Origin of the sequence: Niabella pedocola, assembly GCF_021044425.1 — a bacterium.
GTDB lineage: Bacteria > Bacteroidota > Bacteroidia > Chitinophagales > Chitinophagaceae > Niabella > Niabella pedocola.
The window spans coordinates 330,650-351,133 of sequence record NZ_JAJNEC010000003.1; the positions used below are offsets into that span (position 1 = coordinate 330,650).

The 20,484-nt window shown below is 47.5% G+C and carries 20 protein-coding genes; 10 read left to right on the forward strand and 10 right to left on the reverse strand.

The features are described 5' to 3' along the window. Positions 1 to 68: 68 nt before the first annotated feature. A complete protein-coding gene (locus tag LQ567_RS02575) occupies positions 69 to 521 on the reverse strand; it encodes a SufE family protein (protein ID WP_231002534.1) in 453 nt (150 codons plus the stop codon). A gap of 156 nt (positions 522 to 677) precedes the next feature. On the opposite strand from LQ567_RS02575, the gene LQ567_RS02580 reads away from it, so the two are divergent. The 4 genes from LQ567_RS02580 (at position 678) to LQ567_RS02595 (ending at position 3,804) form a co-directional block, all read left to right on the forward strand. Next, on the forward strand, positions 678 to 923 hold the full coding sequence (locus tag LQ567_RS02580) for a hypothetical protein (protein ID WP_231002535.1): 246 nt from the start codon (positions 678 to 680) through the stop codon (positions 921 to 923). A 145-nt stretch (positions 924 to 1,068) separates the two neighbouring features. Then, on the forward strand, positions 1,069 to 2,151 hold the full coding sequence (serC, locus tag LQ567_RS02585; protein ID WP_231002536.1) for a 3-phosphoserine/phosphohydroxythreonine transaminase: 1,083 nt from the start codon (positions 1,069 to 1,071) through the stop codon (positions 2,149 to 2,151). Positions 2,152 to 2,223: 72 nt separating this feature from the next. Then, positions 2,224 to 2,811 (forward strand): Crp/Fnr family transcriptional regulator, encoded by a 588-nt coding sequence (locus tag LQ567_RS02590; protein WP_231002537.1) that lies wholly within the window; start codon positions 2,224 to 2,226, stop codon positions 2,809 to 2,811. A 60-nt stretch (positions 2,812 to 2,871) separates the two neighbouring features. Then, positions 2,872 to 3,804, forward strand: a complete 933-nt coding sequence (locus LQ567_RS02595; RefSeq protein ID WP_231002538.1) for an NAD-dependent epimerase/dehydratase family protein — start codon at positions 2,872 to 2,874, stop codon at positions 3,802 to 3,804. A gap of 571 nt (positions 3,805 to 4,375) precedes the next feature. On the opposite strand, the gene LQ567_RS02600 is transcribed toward LQ567_RS02595, so the two are convergent. From LQ567_RS02600 to LQ567_RS02610, 3 genes are all read right to left on the reverse strand, one after another. Next, entirely contained in the window at positions 4,376 to 5,014 is a 639-nt protein-coding gene (locus LQ567_RS02600) for a response regulator (RefSeq protein WP_231002539.1), read from the reverse strand. Between the two features lie 258 nt (positions 5,015 to 5,272). Beyond that, positions 5,273 to 7,852, reverse strand: a complete 2,580-nt coding sequence (gene topA, locus LQ567_RS02605) for a type I DNA topoisomerase (RefSeq protein ID WP_231002540.1) — start codon at positions 7,850 to 7,852, stop codon at positions 5,273 to 5,275. Positions 7,853 to 8,072: 220 nt separating this feature from the next. Beyond that, positions 8,073 to 8,915: an alpha/beta hydrolase gene (locus tag LQ567_RS02610; protein WP_231002541.1), complete on the reverse strand. Its 843-nt coding sequence runs from the start codon at positions 8,913 to 8,915 to the stop codon at positions 8,073 to 8,075. A 133-nt stretch (positions 8,916 to 9,048) separates the two neighbouring features. Here LQ567_RS02610 and LQ567_RS02615 point away from each other — a divergent pair, with 133 nt between their 5' ends. The 5 genes from LQ567_RS02615 to LQ567_RS02635 all read left to right on the forward strand — a co-directional run bounded on the left by LQ567_RS02615 (position 9,049) and on the right by LQ567_RS02635 (position 13,444). Then, positions 9,049 to 9,807, forward strand: coding sequence for a Rossmann-like and DUF2520 domain-containing protein (locus LQ567_RS02615; RefSeq protein WP_231002542.1), 759 nt, complete (start codon positions 9,049 to 9,051; stop codon positions 9,805 to 9,807). A 280-nt stretch (positions 9,808 to 10,087) separates the two neighbouring features. Further along, complete coding sequence (locus LQ567_RS02620) at positions 10,088 to 10,609, forward strand: KdsC family phosphatase (protein ID WP_231002543.1); 522 nt, start codon at positions 10,088 to 10,090, stop codon at positions 10,607 to 10,609. A gap of 14 nt (positions 10,610 to 10,623) precedes the next feature. Continuing rightward, complete coding sequence (locus tag LQ567_RS02625) at positions 10,624 to 11,556, forward strand: geranylgeranylglycerol-phosphate geranylgeranyltransferase (protein ID WP_231002544.1); 933 nt, start codon at positions 10,624 to 10,626, stop codon at positions 11,554 to 11,556. A 3-nt stretch (positions 11,557 to 11,559) separates the two neighbouring features. Next, on the forward strand, positions 11,560 to 12,150 hold the full coding sequence (locus tag LQ567_RS02630) for a Maf family protein (RefSeq protein ID WP_231002545.1): 591 nt from the start codon (positions 11,560 to 11,562) through the stop codon (positions 12,148 to 12,150). Positions 12,151 to 12,181: 31 nt separating this feature from the next. Then, complete coding sequence (locus tag LQ567_RS02635) at positions 12,182 to 13,444, forward strand: DUF2851 family protein (protein ID WP_231002546.1); 1,263 nt, start codon at positions 12,182 to 12,184, stop codon at positions 13,442 to 13,444. 78 nt (positions 13,445 to 13,522) lie between these two features. On the opposite strand, the gene LQ567_RS02640 is transcribed toward LQ567_RS02635, so the two are convergent. Both LQ567_RS02640 and LQ567_RS02645 read right to left on the reverse strand, forming a co-directional pair. After that, a complete protein-coding gene (locus LQ567_RS02640) occupies positions 13,523 to 13,993 on the reverse strand; it encodes a hypothetical protein (protein WP_231002547.1) in 471 nt (156 codons plus the stop codon). A 924-nt stretch (positions 13,994 to 14,917) separates the two neighbouring features. Next, positions 14,918 to 15,547, reverse strand: coding sequence for an NUDIX hydrolase (locus tag LQ567_RS02645; RefSeq protein ID WP_231002548.1), 630 nt, complete (start codon positions 15,545 to 15,547; stop codon positions 14,918 to 14,920). A gap of 59 nt (positions 15,548 to 15,606) precedes the next feature. Here LQ567_RS02645 and pyrE point away from each other — a divergent pair, with 59 nt between their 5' ends. Next, positions 15,607 to 16,239, forward strand: a complete 633-nt coding sequence (gene pyrE / locus LQ567_RS02650; RefSeq protein ID WP_231002549.1) for an orotate phosphoribosyltransferase — start codon at positions 15,607 to 15,609, stop codon at positions 16,237 to 16,239. Here the strand turns inward: pyrE and LQ567_RS02655 are convergent. From LQ567_RS02655 to LQ567_RS02670, 4 genes are all read right to left on the reverse strand, one after another. Continuing rightward, positions 16,236 to 16,703: a hypothetical protein gene (locus LQ567_RS02655; protein ID WP_231002550.1), complete on the reverse strand. Its 468-nt coding sequence runs from the start codon at positions 16,701 to 16,703 to the stop codon at positions 16,236 to 16,238. The genes pyrE and LQ567_RS02655 overlap by 4 nt on opposite strands. Before the next feature lie 414 nt (positions 16,704 to 17,117). Continuing rightward, entirely contained in the window at positions 17,118 to 18,245 is a 1,128-nt protein-coding gene (locus LQ567_RS02660) for a glycosyltransferase family 4 protein (RefSeq protein WP_231002551.1), read from the reverse strand. Further along, the gene (locus LQ567_RS02665) at positions 18,245 to 19,360 is read right to left on the reverse strand and encodes a glycosyltransferase (RefSeq protein WP_231002552.1); all 1,116 of its coding nucleotides are present in this window, start codon (positions 19,358 to 19,360) and stop codon (positions 18,245 to 18,247) included. Before LQ567_RS02665 ends, LQ567_RS02660 begins: the two co-directional genes overlap by 1 nt. A gap of 8 nt (positions 19,361 to 19,368) precedes the next feature. Beyond that, positions 19,369 to 20,430, reverse strand: coding sequence for a UDP-N-acetyl glucosamine 2-epimerase (locus LQ567_RS02670; protein ID WP_231002553.1), 1,062 nt, complete (start codon positions 20,428 to 20,430; stop codon positions 19,369 to 19,371). Between the last annotated feature and the right edge of the window lie 54 nt (positions 20,431 to 20,484).

The window sequence follows — 20,484 nt, forward strand, 5'->3', positions numbered from 1 at the left end:
AAATGCAAAAGTAGTAAAAGCAAACGCTTTCAGCAAGAGGCTGGCAAGAGAACGTAGTTGTAGATATTTTAGTATGGACTATTTTTCTGCGGAGCTACTTCGAGGTGCTGCACAATCGCCAGTGACTTGATACGCTGTACTACCGAAAGGAAATCCCGCAGCCAGGAGGCAGACAGGTATTGAAATAATTTTATTTCATGCAAAAAATACAGATCGGTATTGGTAATGGTGGAAACCGTATGCCCGGAATATACTTTTAACAGGAGGTTGACCATGCCGCGTGTGATACTGTGATCACTGTCTGCCTTAAAATAGATCCGTCCATCTTCCTTATAGGCGATTACCCATACTTTTTTACTGCATCCGGCAACCAGGTTTTCATCATTCTTATCTGCCACATCCATTGAACCAGTGCCGTTGGAAACCTGTTTTAGGTGCCGGAAATAAGAGAATTTATTAACCGCAGCGGCCAGATGCTCAAACTCTGCGATGATTTTGTCCTGCATTCTGTTTATATCCATTGCTTGGTAGTTTACGGGTATTCCTAATATGTTTTGAACATAAGATAAAACGCTGAAATGACCCCAAATCGTATGTGTGTGAATAAATAATATTTACACGCATAAAACACACTGGGTATGAATGCGTTCGGAATTGATTATCTTTGGGGATAAGCTATGGATTATAAATATACACTGGATGCTGCAGACAGTTTCCTGGAGCTGCTGAAATCGCATCTGGAAAACCATCAGAAAGTGTCCCTGTTGTCCGATATCGGCGGCTGGGAGCGGGCCGAAGGAATGATCCACAAGATCGTTCAGAAGGATGGCTCGTATTACCTGGTGCTGGATAACGGCACTACCCTTGATATTTCAAAGATCATTGCGGTAAACGGAACCTTCAAAACAGATTGTTCCTGCTAACGGCGCAGATATGCTGCGAAACAATGATGTTTGTTGAAAAAAAATCAACAGATCAACATCTTATTAGAAATTAATTAAAGCCTTTAACGGGGTGCGCGGTTCTTATTAATTTTGCACCTCATTTATTTTAAAAACAGTTTTCAGAATGGAAAGAGTCTACAATTTTTCGGCCGGGCCCTGTGCATTACCGGAAGCGGTGTTATTAAGAGCACAAAAAGAGTTATTGAACTACAACAATACCGGAATGTCCGTAATGGAGATGAGTCACCGATCGAAAGATTATATGGCCATTATTGAGTCAGCAGAACAATTGTTCCGCGAGCTGATGCAGGTACCCGACAATTACAAAGTATTGTTCCTTCAGGGAGGTGCATCCAGCCAGTTTGCTATGGTTCCCTTAAACCTGATGAGCCGGAGTAAAAAAGCCGATTATGTGAATACGGGTGTATGGTCCGATAAAGCGATCAAAGAAGCATCCCGCTATGGAACCGTAAATGTAGTGGCCAGTTCAAAGGATAAAATCTTTAACTATATACCCAAGCTGGATCCGGCTACTTTTACACCGGATGCGGATTATTTTCATATTACCACTAACAATACCATCTACGGTACGCGCTACAATGAGCTGCCGGATACCGGTGCTGTAACGTTGGTGGCCGATATGTCTTCCGATATCCTGTCAAAATATTACGATGTCCGGAAATTCGGTCTGATCTATGCCGGCGCTCAAAAGAATATGGGTGCAGCGGGTGTGTGCGTGGTCATCGTAAGGGAAGACCTGTTGGGAAATGCTATGGAATTTACTCCTGCAATGATGAACTATAAAAATCATGCAGACAACGGATCCATGTTCAATACACCGCCTACCTATGGCATTTATTTGTGTAAGCTGGTTTATGAATGGCTGAAAGATCTGGGTGGGGTGGATGCCATCGCTGCAATAAATATTGAAAAAGCGCGTGTGCTGTATGAGTTCCTGGATAATTCGGCATTGTTCAGCGGTACCGCGGTTACAGAAGATCGTTCTATTATGAATGTGCCCTTTATTACAAAGGATCATGCGCTGGACGACCAGTTTCTGAAAGAAGCAAATGCCAGCGGATTTGTAAACCTGAAGGGACACCGCACCACTGGTGGCATGCGGGCGAGCATTTATAATGCCACTCCGTTGGAAACCGTACAAAAGCTGGTTGATTTTATGAAACAGTTTGAGCTGGCGAACGCATAAAGCTACATACAGCACTATATAGCATTAAGCCTCCGGTAACCTGCCGGAGGCTTAATTGTTTATCTTTATGGTATGTTGCATCCACTGATCGCTACGGTACGCCGGTTTACAACGTTTCCAGACGCAGAAGCGGCTTATTTCCTGTCTCTTTTTTCTGAAAGAAAATATAAGAGAGGCGCCCGCTTGCTGGAAGAAGGGCAGGTGGCCAATGAAGTTTTCTTTGTTATGAAAGGCAGCCTTCGCCAGTACTTTCTGAATGAAGACGGACAGGAGCGTACCTGTAATTTTTCTATGGAACAGGAGTTCCTTACCGATCTTGAAAGCTTTTCGAGGAAGTCGCGGTCGGCTTCCAGCATCGAGGCGCTTGAACCTACTACCTGTTTGGTCATTGCCTGCCCAGACCTGGTAACGGCCCTGCATACATCTCCCGCTACTGCAGAATTCTTTCGCCTCATCGTGGAAAATGTAGCCGCCGAAAATATCCGACGTACGAAATCGCTATTGTCGCTTTCACCTGAAAAGCAGTTTACAGATCTGCTCCGGGAAAAGCCCCAGTTATTTCAACGGGTGCCGCAACGTTATATTGCCCAGTACCTGGGAATTGCCCCGGAGAGCCTGAGCCGCATCCGTAAGCGCATGATGATTCCTCAGAAATCTTAACACAGATCATCGTTTGAGTAAAAGACCGGCAGTAGGTTTGCAGTTATAAAACAACCGATCATGCAAACAATTTTAGGAGCCGGTGGCGATATTGGAAAATTTCTTGCCACTGCTTTAAGTGCTTATACTAACCGGGTGCGACTGGTAGGACGACATCCGCAAAAAGTAAATGAAACCGATGAACTGATGGCCGGCGATCTGCAGGATGCGGCGCTGGTGCAACAGGCCGTAGCGGGCAGCGAGGTGGTATATATAACCGCCGGCCTGCCGTATAATGCCTCCGTTTGGGAGCAGCAATGGCCGGTGATGATGCAGAACGTGATTGACGCCTGTGTCCGGCATCGGTGCAAACTGGTATTTTTTGATAATGTGTATGCCTATGCAAAAACAGCAATACCTCACATGACCGAGGAAAGTCGTATCGATCCTCCTTCAAGAAAGGGCAGGGTAAGGGCACAACTGATCCGGATGCTGACTGCGGCTGCTGCAACAAGGGGATTGCAATACCTGATCGCACGCAGCGCCGATTTTTATGGCCCGGAAGCACGCAACGGTATATTGAACCAGCTTGTGCTGAATAATGTTAAAAAAGGAAGCCGCGCCAACTGGCAGGCCAATGTACATAAAGTGCACTCCTTCACCTATACTCCCGACGCGGCAAGGGCCACGGCGCTATTGGGTAATACCGAAGCGGCCTATGGCCAGGTATGGCATCTGCCTACATCGGAGGAACGCCTTACGGGGAAACAATTTATTGAGCTGGCAGCCGCACAAATGCAGGTACAGCCCCGCTACTTTGTATTATCGCCATTACTGCTGGCACTGGGCGGATTGTTTTCCCGCACGATAAAAGAACTCCGGGAAATGCAATACCAGAATAACCAGGATTACTATTTTGACAGTTCAAAGTTTACAAAAACATTTGGGTTTAAGCCTACGAGCTATAAGGAAGGCATCCGGCAAACGATGCTGGGAAGTAATGAAAGGGACTAATGCCACAAAGCGTTTTCGAACGCTATCTGCAGTTGCCTTGTCGGTCTTGGCGCATCTTGTGGTAACAATTTAAATGCAAGGCGCGCGAAGAAAACGCGAAGGGCGCAACGCGTTTTCGAACGCCATCTTCGGTTGCCTTAGAGCCCTTGCGGATTCCTGGCGTACCTTGCGGTTTACCATTTGCCGCGCAGGAAGCGGTAACGCGGGCTACAGACCAGATGAATAAATCCTGGCTGTTCTAAAGGCGCCTTGCCGGTCTTGGCGCATCTTGTGGTAACAATTTAAACGCGAAGGGCGCAAAGAAAATGCGAAGGGCGCAACGCGTTTTCGAACGCCATCTGCGGTTACCTTAGAGCCCTTGCGGATTCCTGGCGTACCTGGCGGTTTAATTTTTTCCGCATCGTGCACAATGGCCAAGTAACATAAAGATCTTTACATTGCTCTTCACCTTACACCTGAAGTCTTACGTACTTTATGGCCGGAGTTGGAAGGGGTGCTTGCATCGTAACAACGAAGTTTCTTCGTGCGTCTTAGTGTCTTTGAGGCTTTGTGGTACTCCGTCCCTCACCGCTTAAATGATCTTGTGTTCCAGGGCCAGCCTGATCACGGAGAACATATTGCTGGTCTGGAACTTTTGTATGATATTCCTGCGATGGGTTTCTACGGTTAACTGGCTCAGAAATAATTTATCAGCAATATCCGTACTGGAAAGTCCTTCCGAAATGAGGCGAAGGATTTCTTTTTCCCGTTTCGTAAGAACCGGGATCCCATTCCAGTCGTTGGGGCTTGGGCGGGACAGGATCTCTTTAACGGCAGGGCTCAACACCGTTTCTCCTTTCAGTCCGTTTTCAATACCATCCAGCAACTCATCGGCCGAGGCATTTTTAAGGAGATAGCCACTGGCACCGTTTTGAAGCATCTGCGAGATAATACTGCGTTCGGCCTGGTTACTGATCGCCAGCACGGTTATTTCCGGATAGTTCTTTTTCACCGCTGCGCAAAGCTCCAGCCCGGTCATATCCGGTAACACTACATCCAGCAACACCATATCCGCATTATTGGTTTTGAGATAATCCAGGAACTGGCTCCCCCTTGTAAAACTTACAATTTCAAACGGGGTTTCTGAAGTCAGCAGGTTTTTGAGTCCCTCAATAACGATGGGATGATCATCAACGATAGCAATAACGGGAAGAGGAGGGTGCTGCAACATGTAATTCCATATTTATGGTGGTATTCGCCGGTTATCTGTTGATCCACAACATGTGCAACCCGTTCAGATATCGACGATCCGGTTTAAATTTAGGTACAGCTTCTGGCATTGACCGGGGGGCGGAATCGCTGTTCTGAAAGTATCTTCCAGGCATGCCCCGTACAACAGGCCCTCCGGAACGGAGATCGGCTAATGCCTTCATTCGGTCATCCGGCGGTTGAGCCATTCAACATCGCTTACAACGCATCGGCCGGTATTTTATTTTTTCGTGGCCTTTTTAGCCGCCGCCTTCTTCTTGGCAGGCGCTTTTTTTGCTGCGGTTTTCTTTGCGGGTTTTGTAAACGCTCCCGGCAGCTCTGCCTCGATCATTTTTTTAACGGTTTCTATATTTAACTGGGCCACTTCCTCCGGCGTATATTTTGTACCGTCTTCCTTTCTTCCGAGTTTCACCATTTTTTTACCAAAACGGATAAATGCGCCCCAGCGTCCGTTTTCAAGAGCGATCTTTTCTTCGGGCCATTGCTGGATGTACCGGTTGGATTCCTTCTCCATCTTTGTTTTGATCAGCTCATCAATATCTCCCTGCGAAAGATTATCAAAATCATAACGGCGCGGCACATTAATAAACAGATCATTCCATTTGATATAGGGACCAAAACGGCCCTTGCCTTTTGTAACGGGTTTTTCTTCAAAATGAGCAATGGGCGCATCTGCTACCTGTTTTTCGCTGATCAATGCAACAGCACGCTCCATATCAACGGACAGGGGATCTTCTGTCCGGGGGATAGAGATAAATTCTTCACCCCATTTCACATAAGGACCAAAACGGCCCACATTTACAGATACCTCTTTGTCTTCATAGGTGCCCAGTGTAACCGGAAGCTTAAACAGGTCCATAGCCTCCTCGAAGGTGATGGTTTCAATGCTTTGGCCTTTCCGCAGCGTGGCAAACCGTGGTTTTTCTTCATCATCTGCGTTTCCGATCTGGATCATGGGACCAAAACGGCCCATCCGGGCAATAACCGGCTTGCCGGTTTCAGGATCGGCACCCAGTTCCCGTTCGCCTTTAATGCGCTCGGCGGTTTCAATGGTATTATCGACACCTTCCTTAAAGGGATGATAAAATTCGTCGATGAGTTTATTCCACAACAATTTACCGTTGGCAATTTCATCAAATTCTTCCTCGATCCTGGCGGTAAAGCCATAATCCATGATATTCTCAAAGTATTGCTTCAGGAAATCGGTTACCACCAGCCCCAGGTCTGTTGGAAATAATTTGGCTTTTTCAGCTCCGGTGATTTCAGTATGCTCTTTTTGGGAAAGCTGGTTCTCTTTTAAGGTAATGATTCGGTATTTGCGCTCAAGCCCTTCCTTATCGCGTTTTTCCACATATTCCCGTTTCAGGATGGTTGAAATAGTGGGGGCATAAGTAGAAGGGCGTCCGATGCCAAGTTCTTCCAGTTTTTTTACAAGAGAAGCTTCCGTATAGCGGGGAGAAGGGCGGGTAAACCGTTCGGTGCCGGTCATTTCCACCAGCGGAAGCTGTTGCCCGATGGTTAATGGCGGCAGCATGCCTTCCTGCGCTTCATCCTCCTGGATGTCTTCATCATCCCGGTCTTCGCGGTACAGCTTCAGGAACCCGTCAAATTTTACAACTTCACCGGTTGCCGACAGGAATTCCTTATTGGTGGAGATCTCTATTTTGGCGGTGGTTTTTTCCAGCTGCGCATCGGCCATCTGGCTGGCCATCGTCCGCTTCCATATAAGATCGTACAGCCGCTTCCAATCTGCATTTTCAACGGTAGTGTTGTTCATGTAGGTTGGACGGATGGCTTCGTGCGCTTCCTGTGCGCTTTCGTTCTTATTTTTAAAACGGCGGAATTGATGGTATTGCTCCCCGTACATACTCTTAATGGTATTGGTAAGATCTCCAAGTGCCGTATTACTCAGGTTCACACTATCCGTACGCATATAGGTAATATGCCCGTTCTCATACAATTGCTGTGCAAGTTGCATGGTACGGCTTACGCTATAGCCAAATTTCCGGCTGGCTTCCTGTTGCAGTGTAGACGTGGTGAAGGGCGGTGCCGGACTCCGCTTTCCCGGTTTTACCTGGATATCTTTTACCGTATAGTCGGCATTCAGGCAGGACTGTAAAAAACGTTCGGCATCTGCGGCATTGTTGAATTTGGCACCTTCTGCTTTAAATGAGATCTTTTTCCCGGCGATATCCGTTGCCGTAAAAACAGCAACAATTTTAAAGCTGCTTTGTGGTTCAAACGCGTTGATCTCCCGTTCTCTTTCAGCAATCAGCCGTACCGCCACACTCTGAACCCTTCCGGCGCTCAGGTTGTTCTTTACACTTATTTTCCGCCACAATACCGGGCTCAGCTCAAATCCAACGATCCGGTCCAGTACCCGGCGGGCCTGCTGTGCATCTACCAGGTTCATGTCTACATGCCGGGGAGCTGCCACTGCCTGCTGGATGGCCGGTTTGGTAATTTCGTTAAAAACAATGCGTTTTGTTGTTTTAGGATCGAGTCCCAGCACCTCGCATAAATGCCAGCTGATGGCCTCACCCTCCCGGTCCTCATCCGTTGCCAGCCATACTTCTTCGCTTTTTGAGGCCAGTTGCTTCAGGTCGCGCACCACTTTCTCTTTTCCCTCCGAAACCACATAGCGGGGGTGGAACTGCTTCTCAATATCGATACCCATTCCTGCTTTCTCAAGATCACGAATGTGCCCGAAACTGCTCTTAACCTGGAAGTCTTTGCCTAAAAATTTCTCAATGGTTTTTGCCTTTGCCGGGCTCTCTACGATCAGTAAATTCTTCGCCATATGCTTTTCTGAACAACGCTTTTTATTACCAAATTTTGGGCAAGATTAGAATTTTTTTTTTAAATCCGCTTATTTTTTCCCCGGAGGCGGTTCCCGTTTTTACATTTCAGTTGCTGTTTTTCATCGGGTTATACCATATATTATAATTCTGTGATGCCCTTCAAAGCAGCAGCCACAGGTGGGAAAAGTGTCAAACGAATGGTTGTTTGCCGGGTAGGTTTTAAAGAAAACCGGCTACTTTTTCCAGCACGGCAGCATCGCGGTAAATCTTGCTATGCCCAAGCCCTTCAGTAAAAATAAAATGAATATGGGCAGGAGCCATTTGCTGTATTTCGTAGGCTTCCGCCACGGGAGTGATCGGATCCTGTTTGTCGTGGATCCAAAGAATATCACTTTTAAGTGCCGGCAGGCATCTCTTTATGGTGAACCAGTTCAGGTCTTTGCCGCTAAGCCGGGTTACATTATTAAAAAATGATTGCTGTATTTGCGGGTCTCTAATGGCCATTTGTTGTAAAAAGGTGGCGGCAAGGCCGGTGGTGTCGGCCGCCGGGGCAAACAGCACTATTTTGATCAAGGCGTTATGCGGCAGTTCCGAAACGGCCAGGGTTACGGCAAGCCCACCGAAGGAATGACCGATATAGGCATCAAAAGGACCATATTGTTCTGTTAACTGTGTAACCAGTTGCATATAATCAATGGCGTTGATCCGTTTACCACCGCTGCGCCCGTGCGCCGGCGCATCAAAAGCCGTAATTTCATATCCTTTTTCTACCAGCAAAGGGATCAGGTGCTCGAAACGTTGTGTATGCGAGCGAAAGCCATGCGCAATAAGGAGCTTGCGGGCACCGCCTTTATTCCAGCAGTATCCTTTTAGCTGCTGCTCCCCGTACAAAAGGGAACGCTGTTCGGCCGACTGCAGCAACGGGCTCAATGCATAACCGGCCTTACCCAACGGGGTACAGAAAAGCCGGAAAGCATTGTTGCCCGCCCGCTCTTTGGATACCAGTGCCAGGAGGCGGATACGGGTTTTGTAAAGCTCCTTTATAAAATTTTGTAATTTCATCCGTTGAATTTTTATTTTCCGCCGTTGGTGGATGTATTATGGTCGGATGGAACCTGGTTTGAACCTACTCCTGAATATATCCGGGAGCTTCATAGCCATTTCATCAGCGATCGCAAAGGTATCTATATTTATTATGAACATTGTTATCATCGGGTCGGGAAATGTGGCGGCAGTACTCGGCCGTAAATTGCTGAAGGCGGGACATGTGATCCAGCAGATCTACGGCCGCAATGCAACCGCGGCTTCGGAGCTTGCGTACGAATGGAATACGGAATCGGCCAACTATACCAGCCTTGTTGTTAAAACCGCCGATGTATACCTGATAGCTGTGGCCGATACGGCTATTGCTGCTGTTGCCGCAGACCTGCGGTTGAAGAACAAGATCGTGGCACATACCGCCGCAGCCGTACCGATGGATGTATTAAAGGGGGTTACGGACAACTATGGGGTGTTTTACCCCTTGCAAAGCATGCGCAAGCAGCAGGAAAACAGCCCGGAGCTAACAATTTACACGGAGGCTTCCAACGCGGATACAAAAAAAGTACTGGACCAGTTGGCTGCCTCTATTACCAATAACCCGGTGCAGCCGGCAGACCTCGACAAACGGTCGCGCTTGCATGTGGCGGCCGTATTTGCCAGCAATTTTACCAACTATCTGTTTGACCTGGCAGCATCCTTTTGTAACAAAGAAGGGATCTCCTTCAGCGAATTGCTGCCATTGATCCGCAATACGGTGGAACGCCTGAACGAAGAATCGCCTTCCCAGATGCAAACCGGGCCTGCTGTGCGAAAAGACCTGGATACGATTCATAAACATCAGGAACTTTTAAAGGATTACCCCGAGCACCTTATGGTATATAATTTTTTAACGGAGGCGCTGATGCGGCATTGATGAAATAAACACAAACGCACGCAGGATTTGTTCCATTGCAGTCGTTGGGGTGCGTTGATACTCGCAGTTCAGTTTAAACCGCCAGGGACGCAAGGTTTTTTCGCAAGGTTCGCGAAGATATCTATCCCCAATAATCCTCGTTGCGTATTCTTTGCGGGTCCATAGCGTACTTTGCGGTTGAATTAAAAACTTCAGGCTACGGGAAAACGCCTCTATCCCGTTTCGGCGATTCACTTGAATCCAATACATTTGCATCACCCTTAACAATAATAAAGATCACATGAACCTGTTGCAGCGATTTCAGCGAATAAAGGTGTTTGTTTTTGACGTGGATGGTGTACTTACCAATGGCGACCTTTTGGTGCTGGAAAGCGGCGAAATGGCCCGTGTAATGTATGTGAAAGACGGCTATGCGCTGCAGCTGGCCATTAAGCAGGGGTATGCGGTCCTTGTGGTTTCCGGATCCGCGCCCTCGGCGGTGCTGGGACGTTTGAATAAGCTGGGTATCCGTGAGGTTCATTTTGCGATCAAAGATAAACAGGCCTTTATCCGGCAATGGATGGAGGAACGGCAGGTGGCTCCTGAAACGGTATTGTTTATGGGCGACGATATACCCGATCTGCCGGTGTTCGATTTGGTAGGCTTATCGGCCTGTCCTGCGGATGCCGTGAGCGAGATCCTGCATAAAGCCATTTTTGTTTCCGGCTATCCGGGTGGCAGGGGGTGTGTGCGGGAAGTGATCGAAAAAGTACTCCGCAGCAATGATCATTGGGGAAATGATGCACAGGTTGCTTCTACTTAAATTTAAAAAACCGGATGAAGAAGATAGCTGCATTTTTCAGGTTGATACGCTACCCCAACCTTATTTTTATTGCGCTCACGCAGGCGATGTTCCAGTATTGCATTTACTATCCCATTTACCATGACCGGATACCGGCCGGCGATTTGACACAATTTATACTTTTGGTGCTGGCATCCGTTTTTATTGCCGCTGCGGGAAATATCATCAATGACTATTTCGATATGAATATCGACCGGATCAACAAGCCGCAGAAAATGGTCATCGGCAAATACATCAACCGCAGGTGGGCCCTGGTATGGCATCTGGGCCTGAGTGTGCTGGGAGTGGCATTAACTGCCGTTGCCGTTAACCCGTTTTCGAGATGGTATCTTGTGGTGGCTAATATTGCCTGTGTATTGCTGCTCTGGTTCTATTCTGTAAAATTTAAAAAGGAGATCCTGATCGGCAATGTAGTGATCTCATTGCTTACGGCCTGGACGATCATGATCATCTTTCTCTCCAAATTTTCCTTCTCAGATGCTTTCGGAAACGGACATCCGGGCCAGCTGAAGCTGTTTCGTTTTGCAGTATTGTATGCCGGTTTTGCTTTTATTATTTCACTGGTACGGGAAGCTATAAAGGATGTGGAGGACATCGCCGGCGACCGCAAGTATGGGTGTAATACCATGCCGATTGCCTGGGGTGTAAATGCTACCAAAGTGTATGTGGCCGTTTGGCTGACCCTGCTGATCGCCCTGTTGCTGGTGGTGCAGTTTTATATCCTGCAACTTGGCTGGTGGCCGGGTGTGGTATATTGTGTGGCATTGATCCTGCTGCCGGCCGGATACCTGTTCCGCAAGCTAATACCGGCAAGTACGCCTGCAGACTATCATTACCTGAGTATGGTAACAAAGGGGTTGATGTTGACCGGTATTTTATCCATGGGTATTTTTTATTTTTATTTATAACGTATGGCCGGTAACCGAGTTATCCTTGCATCTTCATCGCCCCGCCGGAAACAGATCCTGGAATGGGCCGATGTGCCGTTTGAGATCCGCACAAAGGAAATTGACGAAAGCTTTAATCCCGAACTTGACCTGCCATCCGCCATTGCAGACGTGGCCCTGCGGAAGGCACAGGCCATTTTGGAAGGTGTAAGCGCCGATATCATTGTGCTGGCGGCGGATACGGTAGTGGTACTGGACAACCAGGTAATTGGCAAGCCCAAAAGCCGGGAAGCGGCGATCAACACCCTTACCCGCCTGCAGGATCGTACCCACCAGGTAATTACCGGGGTGGCCCTGGTAAAGGGGCCGGAGGAGCTGCTCTTTTCAGACATAACGGAAGTAACCTTTCACCCGTTAACACACCGGCAGATTGTTTATTACATAGACCGGTACCAGCCTTTTGATAAAGCCGGTTCCTATGCCATACAGGAATGGATCGGAGTGGCAGGTATCAAAAATATCAACGGGGATTTTTATAATGTAATGGGATTGCCGGTGAGCAGAATATTACAGGAAATGCGTAAATTGCAGTACCGATTCGTGGAAGACGAATAGGTATTTAATAACCTAGAAAAACAACAACCATATGAACGAACAGCTACTCCAGTATATCTGGCAGTTCCAGTATTTTAATGCCCGGTCTTTAGCTACCACAGATGGAACGCCTGTTCAGGTATTGAATGTAGGCATGCTGAACCGTAACCAGGGACCGGATTTTGAACATGCACGCATCCGTATCGGGAGCACTTTATGGGCCGGCTCCGTTGAACTGCATCTCAGAACCTCGGACTGGGACCGGCACCTGCATCAACACGACCGCAACTACCGGAAAGTGATCCTCCATGTAGTATACGAAGATGATGTGGCCGGCACAGCGGCACTTCCGGTGGTGGAGCTGAAAACACTGATCTCAAGAAGCTTGCTGCACCGGTATGAAGGCCTGCTGAATGCCCGGGCATTTATTCCCTGCGAAAAAATGATCGCCACTGTACCCAGCATTATCCTGAATGTGTGGAAAAGCAGGCTGGTAGCCGAGCGCCTTATACGGAAAGGCGCCCTGATCGAAGATTACCTGGAGGTCAATCATCAGCACTGGGAAGAAAGCTTCTGGTGGCTGCTGGCAAAAAACTTCGGTTTGCCCGTTAATGCAGATACCTTTGAAGCCATTGCAAAAAGCCTTCCGGTAACCTTGCTGGCCAAACATAAGCAACGGATCCAGCAGCTGGAAGCATTGCTGTTGGGGCAGGCGGGCTTGCTTGACGGTCGTTTCGAAGATCCATATCCGGTCCTGTTGCAACGGGAATACCGGTTCCTTCAAAAGAAATATAATCTCAAGCCGGTTGCCCATCCGGTACATTTTTTACGGATGCGCCCCGGCAGTTTTCCTACCGTGCGATTGGCTCAACTGGCAGCGGTGATCGCCTCGTCGGCACATTTATTCTCAAAAATCATCCGCGAAGATTCATTGGATGCAGTGCGGGCCTGGTTCCGTGTAGATGCCAACGATTTCTGGCATTATCATTATACGCTAAATGAATCCAGCACAATGAAGGTAAAATCGGTAGGTGCTTCAATGATCGATAATATCATTATCAATACCATTGCGCCCATGCTCTTTGCCTATGGTAATGTATATGGAAATGACCAGTTGAAGGAAAAGGCTATCCGGTGGCTGGAAGAAACAAAGCCAGAGAAAAACAGCATTACAAAGGGATTCGAATGCCTGGGGGCGGCCAGCCAGTCGGCGATGGATTCGCAGGCATTTATTGAATTAAAGACCCGCTACTGTGATGCCCGTAAATGTCTTTATTGTTCTGCTGGAAATTACCTGCTCAAACGGGAGAAATAAGGCGCCATAAAATGCTTTATAAAAAAAGGGCTGTATCCGCATACGGACACAGCCCCGATATTCCTTCAACAAAAACAGTTAATAACGTCTGTTACCGCCCCGGTCGTGTGCATAATCCTTGTTCCGGTTCACGCGATCATAGGTGCCTTTGTCCCGTTTATTACTACGGTAAGCATAATCTCTTATAGATACCTGTGTATGATCATACCGGTACCGGTCATAACGGTTGCGGTGGGCGATATTATCCCTCCAGGGATTGGGTGTATTGATCACTACTTTATAGGTGTTATAAAGATTAATGTTTGCAAACTGACGGGGCAGCTGGCGTACGGTTACCCAGCTTCTCCGGTCCTGGTAAATATAGGTACGGTTATATACATCGTAGTACGCATTGATCTCCGGCAGATAATAATAGCGGACCTGGTTATAGCCATGAGGTCCCCATTGTGGCTGGTTCCCGATATTAACATTGATGTTTACCTGCGCGTTTGCAGATTGTACTGCCGCCATTCCGCTTACCAGCATCATTACAATGAATAACTTTTTCATAACGACCTCCTTTGTTTTTTTGATGAATGTTGTTCTGTTATATAGACGTGATTCTAAAGAAAAAGTCTGCAAGAAAAGCGTTAATAAATTACTAAGGTTAAGCAGCGTCTATCTTGGTGTTTTTGTGCAGCTTGGATTGGGGTTTAACCGCGAAGACGCAGGGCGCAAGGCTTTCGCAATATTCGCCATGCAAGCGATATAGTGTTGACCGTATTACCATTGCGGCCTTAGCGGGTTCTTTGCGCACGTTGCGGTTAAACTTTTACCAGAGAAGGGCGAGGGGGAGATTTAATGATACGATGATCCTATTCTGCGCAGTTCTTTGATCAATGTAACCCCTGCAGCTCCCGGGTTTCTTTTTAACGCAATGGGCGCAAGGCTTTCGCAATGTTCGCCATGCAAGCGATATAGTGTTGACCGTATAACCATTGCGGCCTTAGCGGGTTCTTTGCGCACATTGCGTTTATGCTTTTACCAGAGAAGGGCGAGGGGGAGATTTAATGATACGATGATCCTATTCTGCGCAGTTCTTTGATCAATGTAACCCCTGCAGCTCCCGGGTTTCTTTTTTAACGCAATGGGCGCAAGGCTTCAGCAATGTTCGCCATGCACAGCGATATAAGTGTTGACCCTATTGCCATTGCGGCCTCAGCGATTTCTTTGCGCACGTTGCGTTAAAACTTTTACCAGAGAAGGGCGAGGGGGAGATTTAATGATACGATGATCCTATTCTGCGCAGTTCTTTGATCAATGTAACCCCTGCAGCTCCCGGGTTTCTTTTTTAACGCAACGGGCGCAAGGCTTCCGCAATGTTCGCCATGCACAGCGATATAAGTGTTGACCGTATTGCCATTGCGGCCTTAGCGATTTCTTTACGCACGTTGCGTTTAAACTTTTATCAGAGAAGGAGGGCTATCCACAAACTCATGAGGCTTGTTCCCAGGCATCCAGTACATCCACGATGGAAGGGTAGGCCTGTTCCTTGTAGGCGGCTATCTGTACAGGGGCCACCCAGCTGATTGCTGTAATGTCTTCCTCGGTTTGCGGCACCAGTTGTTCCGTAGCCGTTCCTTTCATCATAAACCAATGCGATTCTTTCAGGATATGATGCGTTCCCTGTTCATAGGTGTGATAGGTAATAAGCAAGGGGGCTCCCAGCTCAATCTTCGAAAGCCCGGTTTCTTCTTTTACTTCCCTGAGAGCGCAGGCTTCGATGGTTTCTCCCTCGTCCAGTTTACCCTTGGGCAGATCCCAGAACCCCCGCCGGTGAATCATCAGCACTTCACCGCTTTCATTCAATACCAGGCCGCCACCGGCCGGGATGATTTCGAATCTCCGGAAAAATGCATTTTTGAGCTGTTCAAAATCCGGATGGATAAAGATGCCGGTTTTGATTTCCGGCAGGGTTAGTTCCCGCAGCATCGCCTTGATCGAATGCGTGTCCAGTTCATCGATCAATACCGTTTCGGGGTGGTGGAGCAACTCCCGGAGCAGGTCATCGGGCTGGTCGCAGAGATAGAGTACTTTATTATGGGTGTGTATTTTAATTTGCATATAATTTCTGTTTTATAAAAGATGCGCTTAATTTCGCAGCCTAAATTTAGGGAGCTATTATGAACGATGCAAAAGTAGTTGCAGAAAAGTTACTGCAGGTAAATGCGGTAAAACTAAGGCCACAGGAGCCTTTTACCTGGGCCAGCGGCTGGAAGAGCCCGATCTATTGCGATAACCGGAGCGTGCTTTCGTTTCCGTTTGTGCGCGATTTTATTAAAAGTGAAATGTGCAACGTTCTGTTTGAGCAGTTTGGCGATGCCGATTGCATTGCCGGTGTAGCTACCGGGGCCATTGCCTGGGGCGCCCTTGCTGCCGATCAGCTCAAATTGCCCTTTATTTATGTACGTCCCAAACCCAAAGAGCATGGATTGGGTAACCAGGTGGAAGGTTTGTTTGAAAAAGGACAGAAAGTAGCCGTGGTAGAAGACCTGGTGAGCACCGGGAAAAGCAGCCTGCAGGCCGTAGATGCGCTGGAAGCTGCGGGGCTTAACATTGTAGGAATGGTATCGATCTTTACCTACGATTTTGCGGTGGCCCAGGCTGCCTTTGCGGAACGCCAGATCAAGTATCACCCGCTTACCAGCTACCCGGTTTTACTGGAGCTGGCACAGGAAAAGGGATTGATCAAAGAAGAAGATGCCGGATTATTGCTGAAATGGCGGGAAGACCCGGCAAACTGGACAGGGGTTTAAAATTTAAACTGACTCAATAAATCATTGGATGCCTTTTTCCCGCTGTACCGCAGCGGGAAATTTTTTATAACGCCTCCCTTGCTGAGACGGGCGTTGCCATCCAGCCTGATGTTAACGGAATCCCGGGTGATGAGGCTGAGGGAATTCGTCAGCAAATCCTTCATATTTACCTTTAACCGTACCGGAACCGAAAAATCACTTCGCGCAGGTATTTTTACATCTTCGTTTAGCAGGAAATCGCCAATATAAATATCCTGTATCCACGCCTTCCCGCCGGCATTGTTCAGCAGGGCGCCCAGTTTGTTGGGATTATTGAAAACAAGATTCATCTCCATCGTTGTTTCATTCATCCCGATCTTACCCATTTTCACGTTTTCAATACCCACAAATTTGATATCCTGGTACCGCATACAGGAGGGCAGGAGAAGCACGGCAATGGCCAATACAAAAAAGAATTTCTTCATTTCCTAGAATATTAATGAGGGCAAATTAAGGGCATTTACTGAAGCTGCGAAAAATGCACTGTTAAAACCCAGGCGGCTGATGCCATTTCTTTTAGTAATTAAGGCCAGGCAAAGGCTTCAAAGAATACTAATATTTTTGATTTTAAAAAATATTAGCAATTGATTGATTAATAAGTATTTAATATGTGTATAATTTTATTTAAAATGATACAAAATGAGGCTATTTTGATTCCGGAATTCAGTATTGCAAACATGTTTGTATTTAGGATAAAATACATTGTTTTGTGCTGATATACACCAAATTAAAATGATAATGTATATTTATAGTTGATATAAAGTATATATTCGGTTTTTCCCAAATAACAGTGCAGATTTCTTCAGGGAAATAGGGAATACCGTTTCAGGAGCAGACTATTACCAAAGGCGTTGTATGAGCTGACTGGTATTGCGGTCGTTATTAAAGGAGGTTTCGACGAGTGATTTCCGCAGTCGGATCTCGTCTTCCTCAAAGGGTTTGTAGTAGAGCTGGGAAATAATAGATGCAATGGCATTGGAGTTGTTGCCGATATGACAGGCGCTCTCCAGGCCGGTTCCGGTTACCATTGATGGTGTGGTTACGCAATGGCGACCAGAAAATAGTGAATGTAAAAGCTTTAGACGTATTCCTGTTATATTTTTATTGAAGCAGGGGAGCACGTTGATATGCGCTTTCTGAACCAGGTCGTTGATCTCCGATTCGCTGGGATTGCTGATGAGGCAGGTATGCTGGCATAGCGCAGCGGCTTTCTGCAGAGGGCGGCCGGGATCTTTACCCGCTATGATAAAGGGCACCCGTACTTTATTGAATACTTTGCTAAGCAGCCATAATGCCGCCTCCTCATTTTCTGCCACCGAAAGATTGCCATGAAAAAGACAATGGGTACCCATACCTTCCAGGCTGTTTACCTTTTGCCAGGATGGAAAAGTGGGCAATAGAAAGGCCTGATCAAACCCTTGCTCCCTAAAAAAGTCAACATCGGTTTCGGAAACGCAGGCAAGCAGGATGTTTTTGGGAAGGGTAGGTACGTATTTCTTTATCAGCCGGCTTTCTGTTTTGTAGTACAGCTTTTTAAAAAGATCGGAAGAGGCCCGGGCCAGCTCTTTATAGTAAATTTCTTCGTTATTGTGCATCCGCACACAGATCCTTCGATCCATCTGCTCTATAAAGGGAATGATGCCCGTACAATGTAACCCTTCCAGCAACACCGGGTAATTGTCTTTAGCCAGCTGTTCTTTCAGTGCTTCATTGATCCTTGAGGAAACAATATAGGGCAGGGAAAGGTTCAGGCATTCCGTTTTTTTCCGGCGTTCATACACATGCACGGATTCACAGAAAATATTCAATTCCCTGGGAACGCCCCGTTCGTTATAGCTGAAATAATGCAGGTGAACCTTTACTCCCAACCGGTGAAACGCCCGGATACGGTTCATCATATCGATTACACCTCCGTAGTCTGCCGGCCAGGGCACATCCAAACAAACAATATGCAAGTGTTGCTGCATTATAAATAAGGTTCGTAAATTTTTATCAGTACCTGCTTCTCCTGGTTCCAGTTCAGCACTTTTTGCGCTTTTAACACGTTCATTTTTACCTGCTGCACGTTTTCAACATCCTCCAGGAAGCGTGCTATTTCAGCCGCCATTTCTTTTGGGGTACGGTTATTTAAACAAAATCCAACACCGTATTGTTCGATGATGCGTTTTACCTCCGGCAACGGGGTGGCCGCTACCGGTATACCAGCTAATATATAATCAAAAAGCTTATTGGGCAAGCTTACAAGGAAATTTTCATCGGTGAACCCGTCCAGCGACAGCCCCAGGTTTGCATGAGGGGTATAATTCTTTAACTGATCCGGGGGCAGTTTATGGATCATTTCCACGCGGTTTTCAAGGCCCCACTCCGCACGTTTTTGCCGGATCTGTTCCCAAAGAAGCCCGCCACCGATATATACCAGGTAATAATCATCGGGCAGGTACTGCATCATCTCCAGGGATTCCAATCCCCCGCGTCCATGATTGATCCCCATTCCCTGCATCAGCAGCACTTTTTTGCCCACCCAGGCTACCGGACGCGCTATGGAAGAAGGCGGCGGAGGCACGGGCAGGTTGCGCACAACAGAGATGGGTGTTCCATAGGATGCCTGGTACTTGGCCTTTACCGCATCACTTACGGTATACACAATGGGAAGCCGGGGAAAAATGGCATCTTCGAGGCGCTTCCAGAATCGTTTTTTTGCGGGTGAACCTGCCAGTTCCGGTACGCCCGTAAAATATTCGTGGGTATCATAGAACAGGAATTTTTTCCGCAATTTGGCGATCATATAGCTGGGGGCAAGCGTGTCCAGGTCGTTGGCCAGCAAATAATCGGTTTTGCAAAACAATAATTTAAAAAACAGCCGGAGGTTAAATTCGGCATATTGCAAAACGCCCTTTTTAAAATAGCAGCGCATTCGTTGCGCATGAAAAGTATAATCGCCCAGGGGCAAACTGTTTCCAAAGGCCCGGCCGATCAGGCGTACATCAAAACCCATTTCCTGAAGCGTGGTACAGATCCGTATCACCCGTTGATCGGTTGTTACTTCAGATATCACAGATACGGTGATGCGCTTGCTCTTCATAACGGAATTTACAGAGAATCGGATAAATGATCGCAAATGTGTTGTGCGGCATTACCATACCCGAAGAGTGCGGCCTCATATCCCGGTGTTAACTGTGCCAGTCGCATAAATGCCTGCAGGAGGGCATCCCGGTCGGGTGCGCAGGTAAGGCCGGCTCCGGACCGGATGATCTCCGGCCATACCGGGCGCTCCATAACAACCAGTGATGGCTTTTCGGCAAAGTAAGCTTCGCGGCTCACGCCCCCGCTATCGGTAATTACAAAACTCGCCTGTTTTATAAATGCCTTCATCTGCGGGTAGCCCAGGGGCGGCATCACCCGGAAAGAGATGGTTGCCCCGGTTTCTGCGATCCTCTTTTGCGTATGCGGATGAAGGGGAACGATTACGGGTATTTGACGGTGCAGATCGTTCAGCGCGTTAATGATCGCCTCTAGATTTTTCTTTACAAGGATGTTCTCTGCCCGGTGTATGGTACAGGCCACGTAGGGGGCCGTTTCCGGCCGGAAGGAAACATCTTCCGGTATTTTGAGGTACGCATCCAGCATCAGGTCGCCGGTAAAAACCGGGCTGGCTGTTATGGCCGTGCCAAAACCTTCTGCTTTTAATGTTTGAAGGTTATGCATCGTGCAACAATAGTGCACGGACGAAAGGCGGTCTGCCAACAGGCGGTTGATTTCCTCCGGCGCTTTCAGATCCCCGGTACGCACACCGGCTTCAAAATGATGCAGTAACTGGCCCGTGCGTGCGGCTGCTATTGCTGCGGCATGCGTGGTATTGGTATCTCCATAAATGATAACGGTACCGGGCTTTTCCTGAGCCAGGCATTGTTGTATCTGCCGGGTTGTATGCGCTATAAAAAGATCGGGATCTGTATTTTCAACCTGCAATTGGATATCCGGGGCAGGCAAGGCCAGGTCATTAAAAAAGACCCCGCTCATTTCCTGACTGTGATGCTGACCCGTATGCAGGATCAGCTGCCGGGCTATTTTTCGTGCTGCGATCGCTTTGTATAAAACAGCCAGCTTGATAAACTGGGGCCGGTTCCCCACGATGTGAATGATTTGCTTCAAGAAACAAATATAACAAACCCCTGCGGGGAATGAAAAATATTCAATGTAGAATAT

What these genes read in the sequence shown, in the direction of transcription:
- LQ567_RS02575 (WP_231002534.1), bottom strand. Translation starts at nt 521, where the DNA reads ATGGATATAAACAGAATGCAGGACAAAATCATCGCAGAGTTTGAGCAT.
- LQ567_RS02580 (WP_231002535.1), top strand. Translation starts at nt 678, where the DNA reads ATGGATTATAAATATACACTGGATGCTGCAGACAGTTTCCTGGAGCTG.
- serC (WP_231002536.1), top strand. Translation starts at nt 1,069, where the DNA reads ATGGAAAGAGTCTACAATTTTTCGGCCGGGCCCTGTGCATTACCGGAA.
- LQ567_RS02590 (WP_231002537.1), top strand. Translation starts at nt 2,224, where the DNA reads ATGTTGCATCCACTGATCGCTACGGTACGCCGGTTTACAACGTTTCCA.
- LQ567_RS02595 (WP_231002538.1), top strand. Translation starts at nt 2,872, where the DNA reads ATGCAAACAATTTTAGGAGCCGGTGGCGATATTGGAAAATTTCTTGCC.
- LQ567_RS02600 (WP_231002539.1), bottom strand. Translation starts at nt 5,014, where the DNA reads ATGTTGCAGCACCCTCCTCTTCCCGTTATTGCTATCGTTGATGATCAT.
- topA (WP_231002540.1), bottom strand. Translation starts at nt 7,852, where the DNA reads ATGGCGAAGAATTTACTGATCGTAGAGAGCCCGGCAAAGGCAAAAACC.
- LQ567_RS02610 (WP_231002541.1), bottom strand. Translation starts at nt 8,915, where the DNA reads ATGAAATTACAAAATTTTATAAAGGAGCTTTACAAAACCCGTATCCGC.
- LQ567_RS02615 (WP_231002542.1), top strand. Translation starts at nt 9,049, where the DNA reads ATGAACATTGTTATCATCGGGTCGGGAAATGTGGCGGCAGTACTCGGC.
- LQ567_RS02620 (WP_231002543.1), top strand. Translation starts at nt 10,088, where the DNA reads ATGAACCTGTTGCAGCGATTTCAGCGAATAAAGGTGTTTGTTTTTGAC.
- LQ567_RS02625 (WP_231002544.1), top strand. Translation starts at nt 10,624, where the DNA reads ATGAAGAAGATAGCTGCATTTTTCAGGTTGATACGCTACCCCAACCTT.
- LQ567_RS02630 (WP_231002545.1), top strand. Translation starts at nt 11,560, where the DNA reads ATGGCCGGTAACCGAGTTATCCTTGCATCTTCATCGCCCCGCCGGAAA.
- LQ567_RS02635 (WP_231002546.1), top strand. Translation starts at nt 12,182, where the DNA reads ATGAACGAACAGCTACTCCAGTATATCTGGCAGTTCCAGTATTTTAAT.
- LQ567_RS02640 (WP_231002547.1), bottom strand. Translation starts at nt 13,993, where the DNA reads ATGAAAAAGTTATTCATTGTAATGATGCTGGTAAGCGGAATGGCGGCA.
- LQ567_RS02645 (WP_231002548.1), bottom strand. Translation starts at nt 15,547, where the DNA reads ATGCAAATTAAAATACACACCCATAATAAAGTACTCTATCTCTGCGAC.
- pyrE (WP_231002549.1), top strand. Translation starts at nt 15,607, where the DNA reads ATGAACGATGCAAAAGTAGTTGCAGAAAAGTTACTGCAGGTAAATGCG.
- LQ567_RS02655 (WP_231002550.1), bottom strand. Translation starts at nt 16,703, where the DNA reads ATGAAGAAATTCTTTTTTGTATTGGCCATTGCCGTGCTTCTCCTGCCC.
- LQ567_RS02660 (WP_231002551.1), bottom strand. Translation starts at nt 18,245, where the DNA reads ATGCAGCAACACTTGCATATTGTTTGTTTGGATGTGCCCTGGCCGGCA.
- LQ567_RS02665 (WP_231002552.1), bottom strand. Translation starts at nt 19,360, where the DNA reads ATGAAGAGCAAGCGCATCACCGTATCTGTGATATCTGAAGTAACAACC.